Source organism: Longimicrobium sp. (assembly GCF_036388275.1).
Lineage (GTDB): Bacteria > Gemmatimonadota > Gemmatimonadetes > Longimicrobiales > Longimicrobiaceae > Longimicrobium.
In genome coordinates this window covers 1-15,170 of sequence record NZ_DASVSF010000091.1, presented here as the reverse complement: position 1 = coordinate 15,170, position 15,170 = coordinate 1, and the positions used below count along the sequence as shown (strand labels likewise).

Sequence of the window (15,170 nt, the reverse complement as noted above, 5' to 3'; positions counted from 1 at the left end):
TCCATCGCCCGCGTTTCGTTACCCATCGATGTGATGAACTACAGGAGATGTAAGATGCTGCGCGGCAGATTTCTGATTGCGATGTTGATTGCCCTGGCGGCCACGCTGGCGGGCTGCGGCGACCCCGCCGGGAGCGACGGCATCACGGGCGAATACACCTTGCGCACCGTGAACGGCACCGCGGTTCCCGCGACGCTGGACCCCATGACCAGCATCCAGGCGGGGAGCCTGGAGCTGCGCCGCGGTGGCCGCTTTTCCTTCACGATCGAATCGTCCGTTCCCGGCTCGGGACCCATCCCCGATCGCCGCGTGACGACGGAAGAGGGCACCTACACCTCGAGCGGCAGCACCATCTCCCTGTTCTACGAGGATGTGGATGCCAACGCGGTGCCCGTGACCGGGGTGGTGAGCGGCAACACGCTGACGCTGGCCATGCCCTTCGGCGGGGCGTGGGTGTTCGTGCGCTGATCCCACGCACTCACGCACTCACGCACTCCAGCACGCGAAACGGCCCGCTTCCCCGGGGGGGAGGCGGGCCGTGGCGCGTCAAAGGTAGGGCTCGTCGCGCGGCGGGTGCAGGTTGCGCGGCGCGATCCACTGGCGAAGGCACCGGCGGCACCATCGGCGCCGCAGCTTCACCACGCTCAGCAGCGTGTCGAGCGCGCCGTACGCTTCCGTGCGCATGGTCTCGCTGCGGCACGCGGGGCAGGTGCGGCTGGTCGCGAACCCGCGCAGCTTGAAGAGGTTGCCGTGCATTCCACCAAATCGCTTAAATCAGCCGCCCTGGATGACGGCGTGCCTGAGCCTGCGCCCGGGGCGCCACCAGAGGGCGCGCACCTGCACCGGCTGCCCCACGCGGGGCGCGCCGCCGTAGATGGGCACCGTGCCCACGTGCTCGCCGGCCTCGTCGCTCAATCGTGCTCCGGACCGGGAGATGGCCGTCACCATGAACGTGTAGCGGTGAAAGCACTTCACCTTCTGCCAGTCGCGGCAGCGGACGCCGGGCCGGTAGGGGCTGTCGGCGCGCTTGGAGACGATGCCCTCCAGCCCCGCCGCCTTCGCCGCCCGGTACAGCGCCGCCCCGCCGCCGGCGAGGTGGTCCGTGTACCGCACCACCCGCGATTTCCGCACCAGCTGGGCCGCAATCCGTTTACGGGTGAGCAGGTCTGCACCCATCAGCGATCGCCCGCCCGCGTACAGCGCGTCGAACACCTGGTACACCAGCGGCAGCGCGCCGCGGCCCCCGCCGATGGACCGCCGCAGCGCCTCGAAGTCCGGCACGCCGTCCGGTCCGATGGCCACCAGCTCGCCGTCCAGGTACGCGTCGCCCGTTTCCAGCGCCTCCACCGCCGCGGCGATGCCGGGCAGGGCCAGCGTCCAGTCGTTGCCCGGGCGGGTGAACAGGCGGGCGCGGCCGTGCTCCACCCGGCAGAGCAGGCGGTAGCCATCGTACTTCACCTCGTGGATCCAGCGGTCCCCTTCCGGGGGTTCCCTGGACGGCGTGAGCAGCTGCGGCTCGATGCGGATCGGGAGCATGGGCCGTAGTACGCCGAAAGCCCGCTCCGGTTCGGCCACCGGGCGGACGTTTCGGGGCATACGATTTTCAGCTGACCTAATATTCGGGACGAGGACTAGCTCCGGCGCAAATCAGTCCTCGACTGCTTCCGTGGTATGTCTACGTAGAACCCAGCGCTTGGTGCCAGGATCCTGCCGAGCCACGCCCTCCTGCTCCAGCATCGACAGAAGAGTTCGGGAGATGTGGCCTTCATGTCCGGCGTGGCCTGAATAGATCCCGAGCGACCGACCGACCTGCGCGTTGCTAAGCCCTCCGTCAGGAACGTTCTGGAGCAATTCGAACACAGCCGCCTTGAGCTGCGCCATTCCAATTTGTGCCCTCTGGTACGGTAACATCTGACCTAATCCTCCGAAACAAGCGGGAATGAGAAACCTGCACGACGTGAAGCGAAGCTGTTGCTGTGTGCCCTTGAAATCGTCCTGTTCGCCTGACCGCGCAGGTTTTCGGTGCAAGCGGGCACTAATCCAGTGCTACCCCCGAGAGAGTTGCAGCTTCGCGGAATCCTGAGGGCTATCAGGTCCCGGTCGCAAGTAGCTCGTGGCCTGCGAAGCAATTCGCGAGTCGCGAAGGCCATATTTGGGCCTTGGGGCTAGAGGCGATATCTTGCTGCACGTCCATCCCTGTGCTCCAGGGATAGCTTGAACTCACTGCGGATGTCAACACCATTGAGGGAAGCACAGCCGGACCTTCCGAGCGAGTTGGACCGAGGGTCTCAGGACCCACCTCGTACATTCATCGACCTATTCGCAGGGTGCGGCGGCTTCTCTCTCGGCCTGATGAATGCCGGATGGAAGGGGCTGTTCGCCATCGAGAAAAGTCCTCTTGCATTCGAGACCCTCAAGCACAACCTCGTCCTCGCGGAAGAGCGTGGGCGGTTCGACTGGCCACAGTGGCTGCCTACCGAGCCACATGAGATCGGGAGTTTCGTAAAGCGATACCGGAAGCAGTTGAAGACGCTCCAGGGCGAGGTAGATCTCGTGGTCGGCGGGCCACCTTGCCAAGGGTTTTCGTTTGCCGGACAGCGACGAGGGGGCGACGAGCGGAATGAACTATTCATGCGGTATATCGCCGTAGTGTCTCTCATCCAGCCGAAGTATCTCCTGCTAGAGAATGTGGCTGGGATCCAGGTTGCGCATGGAAAAAAGGAGCGTGCCGACAATCCACGCCGAGGCCGACCGCGGAAGCCATTCTCGGAAAAAATCCGATCTGCGCTGGAACGCCAGGGATACGAGGTGCGCTCGGCTGTGTTGCGCGCCTCTCAGTTTGGCGTAGCGCAGCATCGACCGCGGTTCATCATTGTCGGAGTGCGTCGAGATCTGCTCGCTCGCCCGGAAGCCTTTGACCCGTTCGAAATGCTCGCCGGGATCCGCGGGGCGTTTCTCGAACGAAAGGGAATCCCGACGGATCGCCCAATTAGCGCAGGCGAGGCACTCTCGGACTTGATGGTAGACCTGAATGGAAAGCGCGTCAGTACGGAAACACCTGGCTTTTGTGAGATTGATTACAAGGGTCCCCTGACTCCGTATCAGAAACTACTCAACGGCGGAGGCATCCAACCGAACAGCCTCAGGCTGGCTAACCACCGGCCAGACACCATCGAGCGGTTCAAAGAAATCCTTGAAACTTGTCGAAAGGGCGTCGGGCTGTCTGTGACGGACCGGGAGAGGCTTGGCTTAAAAAAACATCATACCGTCGTTCTTGACCAGGACGAGCCGTCGCACACGTTAACAACCTTACCCGACGACCTGTTGCACTACATGGAGCCGCGCATCCTCACGGTTCGCGAGTACGCGCGCCTGCAATCCTTCCCCGATTGGTTCGAGTTCCGGGGCAAGTACACAACGGGAGGTAAAGCACGTAAGCAGGAGGCGCCACGGTATACACAGGTGGGGAACGCAGTTCCACCGCTGCTTGCGGAGTGCTTGGGAGAGCTTATCGAGCAAATCGACAACCAGCGAGTTGGGGCCGACCCGGGGCTTGAATCACCAAGAGAATCCTAGCGTTTACGAGCAAGGGCTCGCGGCAGTCACGGTGGTGAGTTTAGAACACGCAGCCGCTGAATGTCGGGAGCGGCGCTCGCGACCCACGACTATTCGTCACCGGGCAGTGTGACCCATTTTCACCTAAGGCGCCACTGGCGGCACATCCAGTTAGACTGTATCGTTCGATAACATCATGTTTACGCGGGCCGAGCAGCGCTCTGTAGTTCTCCAGATTCTTAGTTCGGCTCCATCGCTTCGCTTCGACACAGAATACCGTGACACTCGTAGCCGTTCCTTCCCTCCGTCCCGGCTCGCCCCCCGGCACCGGAGAGGTCGCGCCATTTCCCGCAGAGCTACGCGAGTGGGCTGGCCATCGGTCAGGAGGTGTGCGACGGCTCTTCCACCGGAGCAGCGGTCGTCCGGCCGGCGCCCTTGTCGAAACGGCACTGCTCCATCGGTTACGCAACTGGGCTGCAGCTGTCGCGGCTGGAACTCCGCAAACCCCGCGTGTGATTCTGCTAGTTGGGGGTCCGGGCAACGGGAAGACCGAGGCAGTAGAGGAAACGCTCCGGGCATTAGAGTCGGCGCTCGGAATGCCAGGGGAGTTGGAAGCCCAGCTCAGGACTCTCTTCTCACCCACCGACGGGTCGGTCGTACCACGGCGTGTGGACGTTGACCTCCCGTGGATCACCGGTTTCACGCACCCGGTCGTGCTCACGTTGGTGCAGGACGCCTCGGTTGGCGACCCGAGTCAGCCAGGGCAAAGCGCGGCTACACTCCTCGCGCTTGACCTGGAAGCAGCGCAAGCCGCAGGGCCGGGCCAGCTCTACCTTGCATGCATAAACCGCGGCGTGCTTGATGATGCTTCGATCGTCGCCGCGGAGCAGGGACGACACGGCACCCGGGCTCTCCTGGACGCTGTCGCTCGGGCGGTAAGCTTGAGCCCGAGTGCTACCTCGTGCTGGCCTTTGGCTGGGTACCTCGACGTGGCAATCTGGCCGATGGACGTCGAGTCGCTGCTTGAGCGCCCCTCTACCGAGATTGTGTCTTCGCCTGCAGCCCAAGTGCTCCAACTCGCTACTGCGGCTGAAAAGTGGCCCGCGGCCGGAACCTGTGCCGCAGGGGAGCGGTGCCCATTCTGTCGCAGTCGCGCGCTGCTCGCAGGCGAACCGCACCGCGGAGCGCTTCTCAGAATTCTGCGTTGGTATGAGCTTGCAACGGGGAAGCGGTGGAGCTTTCGTGATCTCTTCTCTCTAACATCGTTCTTGCTGGCGGGCGCTCCCGAGCACGATGCGAGCACCGACAGCAGCCCTTGCGAGTGGGCAGCAAAGCTTTGGGCTATCAGTCAAAAAACATTAGGGAAGGTTAACCCAACGGCGTTCGCCGCACCATTTGTGTTGATGGGAGCGCAGTACCAACACGTTATATTCTCCCGGTGGCCGCGACTCAAACGCGCTGGGATCATGAAGGAGTTGCGTGAGCTAAAGCTGCATACCCACGTGCCACTTCTCAGGCTCCATTATTTTCTCACCTTGTCGCATGATGTAGCGATACCGGCAACGCTCAAGTCACAGCTTGATCAACTGTGTGACACGTTAGACCCAGCTGAAGCTGATCCCGACCTGGAGGTGGATGTCAGCGCCAAGACCCGCATCGCGTTGCGTGACGTTGATGCACGGTTCAGCCACTCCGTACGGGATGCGCTGCAATTCATACGAAAATACCAAGTCCTCTCCCGCATTGAAATCGATGTGCTTGAATTGTTGGCGGATTGTGACGATACGCTCGGCGCAGCGGAAAACCGGCGGCACAAGCCGGCAGTTGCCGCACGGCTTCAGGCGGTAGTCCGTGATATCAGTTGCCGGATAGTCCGGAGAAATCTCGGTGCCCGGACTGGAGTCGTTCGTGATGTGAAGACGTTGCATGACTTCGAGCAGGTGGTGCAAGGCGATCCGGGGTTGATGTACCAGTCGGCCAAACAAGTCCAAGGCCTGCTCAACATTGGTGAGCATTTTATTACGACGCTCAACACTACTTTCGGGGAGCCGCTTCCCCCCCAAGCCCGTCGCGTGGTCTTGAAAACACCCAAGCAGAAAGTCCGGTCCGTAGCGGCCGCAAACACCGGGCGACCCACCGCTGACCTGAAATTCCTGGAGGTGGGTCCAAAGGCAGCGGCACAGCACATCCCGCTGACATACGAATTGTTTCGGGCGGTTCAGGAACTACAAGCAGGGATGGTCACTGCCTCGCTACCAGGCACCGTGGTCGCGGCGCTCGATGCTGCGCGCGCACGTTTAGCTGGTCACATCGTTCGAGACGAGGTCGAGTTGGACGGCGCAGAAATCCGGATCGGCGTGCGAGACGAGGTCATCGTGAGGGAGATGCAGCAGTTCTTGGTCAGGAAGGGTGGAGCGGAATGACTGTAAATTCATTTCGACAGGCACCTTGGGCGTCGTCACACAAGGCTTATGAGGACCGTTCGGCATTCAACATCCGCCCGGCGCCGGAGTTCGCCACGGCGGAGGTAGTCGTCGCATCGACATACCGGGCATCAGGCTTCGGTACACACGCCGAGAGTTCGGTCCCTGCTGCCGGCCGAGCGTTCGACAAAGCAGCAAACATCCAAACGAAGGGGCCGGGAGCGCACCTTAGCGTTGGCTTCTGGCGCACCGTTCTAAACTCCGCGTTAGAGAGCCCAAAGCAGCAGAACCAATCTGCAAAGCGGTTCCTTCAACTGTGCCCCATGGTTCCAGATGTCGCATTGTACTCAGGCTCAGCCCGTCTCAGTGCGAACCCCTGGAACCCTGGCCAGCTCGTAGAACGTGTAATTCGGCTTGGCTCTCCGACCGCCGAGGCTGCCCAGCGGCTTTGGGCCGACCTGTACAAGGGCCTGTCAGTGGGAGCGGAGGATGATATTTGGGCGCGCTGGCTCCAGGCCGAGATGGAACGTCGGCGAACGCCCGGCACAGAGTGGAAGCCAACTCTCCTGCGTGATATGCCAACGCTTCCGGATAGTGACAAGGCGGGGCTCCACCTCCCGGCAATGCAACTCGCACGGGACCTTTCGGCTGTTCTCCAGGCCAAGCACTGCATGACTCGTCGGCAGTGGTTGAGCCTCTTGGAAGCAGTCCTACGGCTCGGCACCGTCGCCCACGTATTGTGGCTGTGCGATGTTAATGACCGGCTATGGCGGGCAGTGCGGACAGTGTTAGAGGGCGCCCCCCCGCCAGACGAGGAGCATGTTCGTACAGGTATCATTGAGAATACGACGACGCACCTGGTACACGGCGCTCCCGCGTTGCCCATCGTACGCGACCTCGCGTCGCGGTACCTCAGCGCCCGACTCGGTCTTAACTTGTTGCTTTGGCATCTCGAGGAAGCAGGGCACGGAATTAACAGCCTCTTGTCTGCAGCCGACCTCGCAGCCTTCCTCAGGGTAGTTGGCGAGCGGCGGCAAGAACTACTCGATGCCGATATCCTTGGTGTACTGGCCACCATGCGGGACGAACACGCCCGGACCATCGCGTGCAAGCGAGGCATCGGCTCGAATATCGTGGAATTCTGCCGTTACGTGCTCGGACAACGCCAAGCAGCCGACGAAAACCTCAGGGGATTCGATCAAGGCTATGAGTTAAAGAAACGCGCCGATTACGCCTCTGCCCCGTGGGTCGTATCCCTAGGGCCGGTAGCAGTGCTCGCTTTTGTCCATTGCTGCCTTGCCGAGGCAGCCGGTCCTCGTTCCGTACAGCGCCTTTGCGAGCACCTTGCTTGGTATGGAATTGGGGTTGATCGGGACGACATCACGAAAAGTGACCTAGGTAGAAAATTGCGAATGCTTGGCCTTGTCCTCGATAGCCCCGATGCCGAGAGCGGAATGCTGCTCGTCCCCCCGTTCCAGGTGGTGAGGACTGTGACAGGAGAACGCGCGTGAACGTACTTGTTCGTGAGATTGCCGGCTTTATCGAAAACCGGGTGCGTGGTGCCGTACGCACGTTGCAAGACCCGGGCGGCGAACTCCGCAGCATCTTCCATGGACCTCCTTTAGAGTTCCTCGAGCCGGTATTGCAATGTCTAACGCCAACAGGAGGGATAGAGGCAACTCTAGGCGACGGCTCGCAGGTGGTCGTGCCGGTGCTGCTCCCCACCGACCAGCTATCGGACGGCAGCGCCAATCCCTCCGTCGGGAGTTCCGGGTTTTGTGACGCGGACTACCTACTGGATCTCCGAAACCACCCTTCATGCCCTAGGTTTCTTGCACTCGCCGTTCCGGCGCGGCACAGCATCCTCTCGGTCGACCAGGCAACCGACCCGTTCGGGGTGTCCGCGGATAACAACGGTGGCAGCGCCGCGGCGAAGGACTGGTGGGACGACGCTTTCGTGCAGCAGTTGGTGACACGGGCGATCGAGCGGCATTCGGAACACGAATCCGTCGACCGAGAAGGTGCCCACGCACTGTTGGAAAGGGCGGTGCTCGCCGCCGATGAAGGGGATCGCCACGACGCTCAGCGTCAGCAGAGCTGGGCAGCGATCTCCCGCGTGTTGTCGATCGGCACATCCCAAGTGCCATTGGGGAGGTACTGGAGTCTCGCTTGTGGATTTCCTCCACTCGCGGACGGCCGGATCGATGCGAAGGAGCAGGTCCGAGTACTAAACGCGTTGATGTCGTCCATTGTGGATGACGGATATGCGGCAACAGCCGAGCACCTTAAGCGGAACGCCAGCGAAGAGGAACAGGGCGCGATCGACGCGTGCCTGGAACATCTCCAGTCGCGGTGCGACGTATCCCTGGCGTTGGCACGAGCGGCCTCGTTCTACTACGCACCAGGTTCCGGTACCAGCATCCACGATCCACCATCCTGGTGGGCAGTGCTGACTACTGAGCGGCTTGCTGAACTGTTGGAGCAAGAGGGCGGCAAATCCCTCGGAACGCTCGAGCTCCACTGCACGAATACGATCGTTCCCCCCGGTCGCGGCCTCCCCCATGTAGTGGCAGATGCAGTAGAACTCTCTGTTGCCGTGCCCGACGACATAGCTGCGCCAATCGCAGTGACCGTCACTCGCGAGGCCGGGCCTAAATCAAGTCACCGCGAGTGGCAACTCAATGTAGAAGAGAATGCCAGTCTCGTTGATGGTGATGCCCCCAAGCACCGGCAGCCGATCCGTTTTGCCGTTTCTGCCCTTGGTCTAAAGAAAACAGCATTGCGCATCGTTTCCCTTGCCCAGTGGGAGCCGGGGATCGTAATAGGCTGCCGAACCGCCACGAAGCTGAAACTGCCCTCAAAGGCCAAAGCCGGTAACAAGTACACGGTTGAATGCGAGATCGTCGTTACGGGAGAGGGTAGGCACCTACTTGACCTGTATGTCGCCCCGGGTGTCGTTTTGCCCGAGCGAGCCGTAGGGATCGACATCTCTGTTCCCGGTGCCGAGCCGCTCGAAGCGATCGTCTCTGTCTCGGCGCGGGGATTCACTGGCCCTTCAGGGCTGGAAATCGCGGCGACCGCGGAGTGCTATTACGACCTAGATTACTCGCGAGGTGACGGCACAAAGGAACGGCTCCGCCTCCACATTACGTCAGACGACGAGACGCCAAACGATGGTTCCCGAAGCGAATTCGAGCGACTGATCCGCCTGAACCGATTGAAGGACCGACGTGGTGGGTCCGTCGTCCAGGTGGATCGCCAGCATCGAGTAGCTGACCTGCAGGCTTGGGCGCTCGATGCTGCCGACGTCCACCGGTCTTTTTACCCGTTGGTCCTAGCGAGCGACTGCCGCGAGCGCTGGCGGCGGCCAAGCTGGGGACTATCGGAAGACACGATCCTCTCGCGAGGACGGTTCCTGCATGACCCGCGGCCGGCGCCCGACGCGATGTCGCCGCCCCAGGAGTTTATCGACGCCCGGCTAGCGCTCGCGCAACGGATTCGTGGCAATGAAGGGGATGGGCTAATCGAAGAGGCGGAGCTTGGCGCGTGGATGCGAGACGGGGTGTTCGCCGCCCACGTCGACGCGTACGTTCGATCGTACCTGCGTTGGTTAGAAGAGGACCCGGCAACGGCCGTCTGGGCGGACCTGGTGGTGTTCAGCCCACTGGAGGCTGATGGCTGCACGTTGTCCCAGGAACCCGACGCAGTGCTTGTTTCACCTCTCCACCCTGTCAGGATCGGGTGGCATTGCCTTGCACAGCGTGCGCTGTGGGATGCTTGGAGAGCGGACATCCCGTGCCCCGCCGGGAGCATCCTCGACCCAGACGCTGTACCAGACGTCCTCTCCTTGGCGCTCCGAACACCTGGCGGGTTTACTAAACAGGTGACGTTCTTAGCGACGGAGTGCACATCAGATTATTGGTCGGTGCTCTGGAACGGAAGCCGGCTGGATCGACTACCGAATCGATCCGGCACTGCGCCCTTCGACGAGGAACTTGGGCTTCGACTGGGCGGGGTTTCCAGCGGGTTCAGCGTGGCGCAGGTCCGCCGGTCACTAGACGACGTTGCTTCGCTGATGGTTGCGAAGCCAGTGCTCAACGTGGCCGTAGCGAGCAATGCCGGGCACAGCGACGCGTGCAATGATGGGATCATGACGTGGGCGCGCGATAGGTTTTCACTGAACGAGGAAACGCCGCCGTTCACCTCGTTCTTCGGTACACGGCAACTACAGGTCTTTGACCAGCGCCCTCCTGGCGCGCGGCCAGAAGACGCCACAGTGGCGAATCTCACGGAGGACACGTCGGGAGCCGTGAAGTGGTTTGCCCACATACCCCCGGAAGCTAGGCCTGACCTCGGGATTATCGCACAACTCGAAACCTCGAATGCCGCAGCCGAGCCGATGGAACTCGGCTCCCCGCTCGGCCTTGGCGCCCTCATCCGTCATCGAGTCCGGGCCCAACTCGCGGCCGGGTCGGGCGCGTTCTTGAGTGAATCACGAACGGGTGCTGCTGGCCCGGCATCGGGTGACGGTCTCGCTGACGCCGTTATGCGGAGTGTTGCACGCCTCGAGAACCTTCGAGACGAGCGCATGGGCTACACCTTTGCTCCGAGCGTGCAGGTGATCCAGGGGATGTTCGGACAGCGAGCGGAATACGTGGCGGTATCATCATCAGCCGTTGACCCCGCCTGCTTTCTTGGGGGATGGTTGGATGGCGTGTACCTCTGGGATTACGAATTACCGTCGTACTCACATCGTGCGGGCGATACCAACGGTTATTACCTACTCTCTCGCGCCAAGAAGATCGACTGCGAGGCACTTCAGCATCTGCTTGCACGACTGCCCGGATGCGAATCTCTCGAATCGCAGGTCATCACCGATATCCTGCTTGAGGTGGCACGCCGTGGCATCCCGACCGTCCGGGGCCTGTCCTCCGGTGCCTCGGGGGCAGCCGGCGATCTCGGGCTGTTCCTCGCCGGCCGCTTGTTGCAGGACGAGTTCCGGGGTGCGGATTTTGGCCCCAGCATCACACCCGTACTCGCTCGCGATGGTGACGCTCACGAGGTTTCGCTCGTAATTCCAGTCGACCCGTTCCGCGGTTACCTGCTGGACCTGCAGCGGAGCCTTGGGACGGGCCAGTTTCTACGCCCGGATCTCGTAGTTGCGAGCATATCGATTACCGATTCCTCCGTTCGCTGCCGTATCACGCCGATCGAAGTCAAATACCGGCGCGAGGAAGTGATGCATGTGGCGGCGTGCCGAGACGCGCTCTCGCAGGCTGCGGCGTTGTCCGCGTTGCTCAGTAAACTCTGGGAACAAGGGAATATCGCTGGCTCAGTAATTTGGAAGCTCGCTTTCCAGCACCTGCTAGTTTCGATCTTGGACTTTGGATTCCGGGTCTATAGCCAGCAACTTGCGGCAGCAAAGAGCCCTGGTGAGTGGTCGCGTTTACACCACACGGTGATCGCAGCTATCCTGGGCGACGAAGCGCAAATCCAGGTTGATCCGGTTGGACGGGCCTTGATTTTCGATGCATCTACCTCAAGTCAGCCGCGGGACATAGACGGCGATGGTTTCAAGGAAACCATTGTGTTTAGTGCCGAAGACGCGGGGTGCATGGTTAGCGGACAACCCTCCCTGTTGTACGCGCGGGTCCGCGATGCAATCCAGGACTGGGGACTTCGCCCCACTGCAGCCGCTCCCTCACAGTTTACGGAAGCCTCTGGAGTGCCGGGGTCGGAAACCATACGTGGCCAGGGCACCGATCCCAGGCATCTATCCGAGGTCCCAGCTACGGTGGAAAGCCTGCCACCGGAGAGTGCTCCTCCAGTGCCGCCTTCGAACCAAGATGCCCAGGGCACCGCGGAACAGGTGAAGCAATCGACGCTCGTCGGCAACGCCCCGTCGACGCCGTCTTCTCCGGGCGGGGTACGGGTGTTGGTCGGCTCAACGATCGATGGCTTTACGACGGAACAGAAATTCCTGCGGCCTAGCCTCACCGCACTGAATCAGCTGAACATGGGAGTTGTAGGGGACCTGGGGACCGGAAAAACGCAGCTCGTCAAATCGCTCGTTTACCAGATCTCTCGGTCAGCCGAACTGAACGGGGGCGTGCGACCGCGTTTCCTGATTTTCGACTATAAGAAGGACTACAGTTCCCCCGATTTCGTTGACGCTGTAGGTGCGCGGGTTGTCACCCCGCATAACTTGCCGCTGAACATGTTTGATATATCAGGGTCCCACGGCGGCGCCGCGCCCTGGCTTGACCGGTTCAAGTTTTTCGCCGACGTGCTGGACAAAATCTATAGCAACGTCGGGCCCGTACAGCGCGAAAACCTGAAGCAAGCAGTCCGTGATTCGTACCAAGGCGCCCAGGCCATAGGAGGCCAGCCGACGATCTACGATGTTTACGATCGATACAAGGCGCATGTCCAAGGGAAGCCGGATGCTCCCATGTCAATCATCGGCGACATGGTTGACATGGAACTGTTCGCGCGGGAAGCCGGCAGCACAACGACATTTGGCCAGTTCCTAGACGGTGTCGTCGTCCTGTCGCTGGACGCGCTCGGTCAGGACGACCGCACGAAAAACATGCTCGTTGCTATTATGCTCAACATGTTCTACGAGCACATGTTGCACATTCCGAAGCGCCCGTACACCGGGACCGATCCACAACTACGCACGATCGACTCGTACCTCCTGGTGGACGAGGCGGATAACATCATGCGTTACGAGTTCGACGTCCTCCGGAAGATCCTCCTGCAGGGTCGTGAATTCGGGGTTGGCGTTATCCTCGCTTCACAATACCTGCGCCATTTCAAAGCTGGGGCGACGGATTACCGAGAGCCGCTCCTGTCCTGGTTCATTCACAAGGTGCCGAACGTGTCACCACAGGAGCTTGCGTCACTCGGTCTAACCGGGAACACGACTCATCTGTCTGACCGAATTCGTCAGCTTGGAAACCACCAGTGCTTGTTCAAGACATTCGATGTTCCCGGGGAAATTGTGCTCGGCACGCCGTTCTATTCCCTGGTCCAAGATGGAATTTCGGTGTCATCTGGAGACCCATCGTTGGCAGCAACATAGCGATACAGCTTTGAATCACGACGTCTCAGTCGCCCGGGTTATGGCATTTCGGCGCAAGCTGTTGGCCTGGTACAACACCGATGGACGGTCGTTCTCGTGGCGATATCCGAATGCTTCGCTATACGAGCGCGTCGTCTCTGAAGCTTTACTTCAGCGAACCACTGCAACGGCAGTTGCAGCATTCCTTCCAAGGTTCTTGGAGCGGTTCCCAACTTGGGGATCGATTGCAGGCACGACGGAGGAGGATTTAGGAAACGAACTCCGCCCACTAGGCCTTTGGAAGCGGCGCGCGGCATCGCTTAAGTTGTTGGCGGAGGAGATTGTTCGACGTGATGAAGCATTTCCGCAGACACGTGACGAGATTGAGAGCCTGCCCGGAGTCGGCCAATACATCGCGAGCGCTGTACTCCTTTTCGCTCATGGCCAGGCCGCCCCGCTCCTGGACACCAACATGGCTCGCGTCCTTGAGCGCTATTTTGGGCCGCGCAAACTCGCTGATATCCGGTACGATCCGTACCTTCAACAACTCGCATTTAGGGTAGTGGAAGGCACAGACACGAAGGAGATAAACTGGGCGATACTCGATCTGGGCTCACTTATCTGCCGCCCGCGCAACCCCCTCTGCGCGCAATGCCCCCTGGCTGAGAGGTGCCAGACCGGGCGAATCATCTTGGGCAGAAGCCCTTTAGATCCCGAGTGGGAGGGAACGGATTAGCTACATCCGTGCAAGGGTAGCGGAGTTCTATCTCTTGTATCCCACAGCCTAGCTATGGGAGCCCGTGTTCGAACAGCAGGCGCTGCCTGCCATCAGAACCACAGAATTGTGATACGTAACGCTGTCGTCGCTGATGACATGGCCGGGATGATGGCACAACATCGAGAGATCCAGCGTTATTCCACCGAGATCACAAAGGGCATGGTGATTCGGGCACACAACGAGGAGGTTGGCCGCGACGTCTGGCCCGTTGTGCGGCTGCCCGAGCGGGCGAATGTGGTGGGCTTCCGAGTACTTGGTTCCATCCGGAAGAAGAAGTGTGTCTCCGCAGATTTGGCATCTGTTGCCGTGAAGTTCTTTCAAAGCACGTGCGAGCCGGCTATCTCTCACGATCCGAGAAGTAACAATTGTCTGACGAGGGGTCGGACTCCCGTCGCGTCCTAGAGAACGTCTGTCGATGGTGATCTCGCCTTGTTTCGTCAAATAACTGCTGTTGCCGTCGAGCAGGCTTGCCAATACCAATATCTCGTCTAGCACGGCTTGAGATATCCTCCGCACGCCATTGCCGAACAGGTTCCGCGGGATCTCCTCAATCGTCAGCCCGTCTCGCTTCCAGGGAACCGGCGATGCGAACCGCTGAAAGTCAGAAATCTCGCAAAACCAGCTGCGGGTTCGCTTTGGTGCGGATTCATCGTTGGCGGGGTCGGGCCATACGCGTCCAATACGTCCGTAGCCAAAGTACTCTGGATGCGCTCTCCGCCTGCCGCCGCTCGCCCGCACGCCTCGGTAATAGACGAACTCCTCGCCCTCCCGCACCATCAGGCGGTATGCGTTCGGAAAATGGTACCTTTGGCCAGTGAGGTCCTGCCAAGCATCGTAGCGCCCGCCGGCAGTACGCTCATTCTCAACGAGGACGAGCGGCATCTTAGGCCAAGATTGATGAAGTTGTAAACACGTTCCGAGACACCGATCGCGTTCGATGCGCCAGAGCTGGCGGCCTGGTGCCGTGAGCGTCCATTAGACGACACAGGTGATACTACGGCCTTGCTGCGAGAGCCGCAATGTGACGCGCGTGGCTGGAAAGGGTACATCAACGGGCTGGAGGCGCATGATGATCTCGGAGCAAACGAACAGTGGCCGCGAGGGGTGCGACCGGAGTAGTCTGCTTGACCGTTCGACCGTTGACGGGAACGGTGTGAGGCAGCAGAGTAAGAGGGCGGACGGACGCGCCGCTGTTGATTTGTCGTAACCGTTCAGTGGGTTGTACAAAACTGTAGACTTTGTTCACATGAGCCACTACATATTGTGGCCCATGAGCATCATAGAGCAGCTGGAGGCGGCTGGTGAAGTCCTCTCGCCCGCAGTGCGCGCGGCGATTCGGGGGCTGGAGGCG

Annotated in this window: 9 protein-coding genes; 6 read left to right on the top strand and 3 right to left on the bottom strand. The window is 60.8% G+C overall.

Annotated features, from left to right (window positions below):
- The first annotated feature begins 54 nt into the window (after window positions 1-54).
- Entirely contained in the window at window positions 55-468 is a 414-nt protein-coding gene (locus VF632_RS18930) for a lipocalin family protein (protein WP_331024498.1), read from the top strand.
- Window positions 469-546: 78 nt separating this feature from the next.
- Here the strand turns inward: VF632_RS18930 and VF632_RS18925 are convergent, their stop codons facing one another.
- Together VF632_RS18925 and VF632_RS18920 are read right to left on the bottom strand one after the other, a co-directional pair.
- A complete protein-coding gene (locus VF632_RS18925) occupies window positions 547-756 on the bottom strand; it encodes a hypothetical protein (RefSeq protein ID WP_331024497.1) in 210 nt (69 codons plus the stop codon).
- A gap of 18 nt (window positions 757-774) precedes the next feature.
- Window positions 775-1,536 (bottom strand): hypothetical protein, encoded by a 762-nt coding sequence (locus VF632_RS18920; protein WP_331024496.1) that lies wholly within the window; start codon window positions 1,534-1,536, stop codon window positions 775-777.
- A gap of 738 nt (window positions 1,537-2,274) precedes the next feature.
- On the opposite strand from VF632_RS18920, the gene VF632_RS18915 reads away from it, so the two are divergent.
- The 5 genes from VF632_RS18915 (at window position 2,275) to VF632_RS28285 (ending at window position 13,777) form a co-directional block, all read left to right on the top strand.
- A complete protein-coding gene (locus VF632_RS18915; RefSeq protein ID WP_349264016.1) occupies window positions 2,275-3,576 on the top strand; it encodes a DNA cytosine methyltransferase in 1,302 nt (433 codons plus the stop codon).
- Between the two features lie 1,445 nt (window positions 3,577-5,021).
- On the top strand, window positions 5,022-5,978 hold the full coding sequence (locus VF632_RS18910; protein WP_331024494.1) for a hypothetical protein: 957 nt from the start codon (window positions 5,022-5,024) through the stop codon (window positions 5,976-5,978).
- Window positions 5,979-6,961: 983 nt separating this feature from the next.
- Entirely contained in the window at window positions 6,962-7,489 is a 528-nt protein-coding gene (locus tag VF632_RS18905) for a hypothetical protein (RefSeq protein ID WP_331024493.1), read from the top strand.
- The gene (locus VF632_RS18900) at window positions 7,486-13,062 is read left to right on the top strand and encodes a hypothetical protein (RefSeq protein WP_331024492.1); all 5,577 of its coding nucleotides are present in this window, start codon (window positions 7,486-7,488) and stop codon (window positions 13,060-13,062) included. Before VF632_RS18905 ends, VF632_RS18900 begins: the two co-directional genes overlap by 4 nt.
- Window positions 12,965-13,777: a hypothetical protein gene (locus VF632_RS28285; RefSeq protein ID WP_414682905.1), complete on the top strand. Its 813-nt coding sequence runs from the start codon at window positions 12,965-12,967 to the stop codon at window positions 13,775-13,777. Before VF632_RS18900 ends, VF632_RS28285 begins: the two co-directional genes overlap by 98 nt.
- 48 nt (window positions 13,778-13,825) lie before the next feature.
- Here the strand turns inward: VF632_RS28285 and VF632_RS18895 are convergent, their stop codons facing one another.
- Entirely contained in the window at window positions 13,826-14,701 is an 876-nt protein-coding gene (locus VF632_RS18895) for an HNH endonuclease (protein ID WP_331024491.1), read from the bottom strand.
- Window positions 14,702-15,170 lie beyond the last annotated feature (469 nt).